1 protein-coding gene is annotated in these 671 nt (G+C 39.3%); it reads right to left on the bottom strand.

The window, feature by feature from the left end; translation table 11 throughout:
• Positions 1-20: 20 nt before the first annotated feature.
• Positions 21-671, bottom strand: a 651-nt coding sequence (locus ACRCJ0_RS17925; protein WP_431391493.1) for a PD-(D/E)XK nuclease family protein, incomplete at its 5' end; no start/stop codon positions are given.

Here is a 671-nt window from a genome sequence, read left to right as displayed (position 1 = left end):
TATTACTTTTGCAAGTGTTATTAGACAAAAAAAGTTTTTAATGTATCTAAAGATATAATCATTTTCTGTGTAACTGGCCGTTCCCAAATGGTTTCAAGGGCTTGGGCATAAAGATCCATTTGCCCTTCGTAACGGTCGATTAAGGTTTGTTCTTGCTGGCTTTCATTTAGATAAGCAATCCGGTCAGTTTTGAAGTCATACAGGAAGATTTCGTCCTGTAATAAAATAAAACCGTCAATTGTCCCGTGGACCAACAAGTCATCATCTGTTGCCATATCCGTAAAGATTTCTGATCCAGCTACCATTAGGGAGAATGTTTCTTCTCTATATACATGGTCAACTTGTTTCAAAATCAATTGTCCCGCTGCCGTATCGAAGAAGGCTACTAGTTTATCCACTTGAATACGGGGCCAAAGTTTATTGCTTAAAATATCTAGTTGGCATAGTTCATCAAAGAGCGCTTTAAAGGTCGCTTTACTTGGTTTAGCCCTTAAATTCACCTTCTGCATTAACAAATGGGCCGCTGACCCAATGGCTGTTGGTGTGACAGCTTGTTCTTTGGCCAAGAAACTCGGTTGGTCATAGTCCTCTTCAGTATAACGGAAGGTTTTAGTCAATTTATTTTGATTGTTGACTGACCAAGGTTGCAAGTCGTTGTCACTTGGATCTTG

The sequence above is a fragment of the Aerococcus sp. L_32 genome (assembly GCF_050689315.1).
This window is presented reverse-complemented; position numbering and strand designations above follow the sequence as displayed.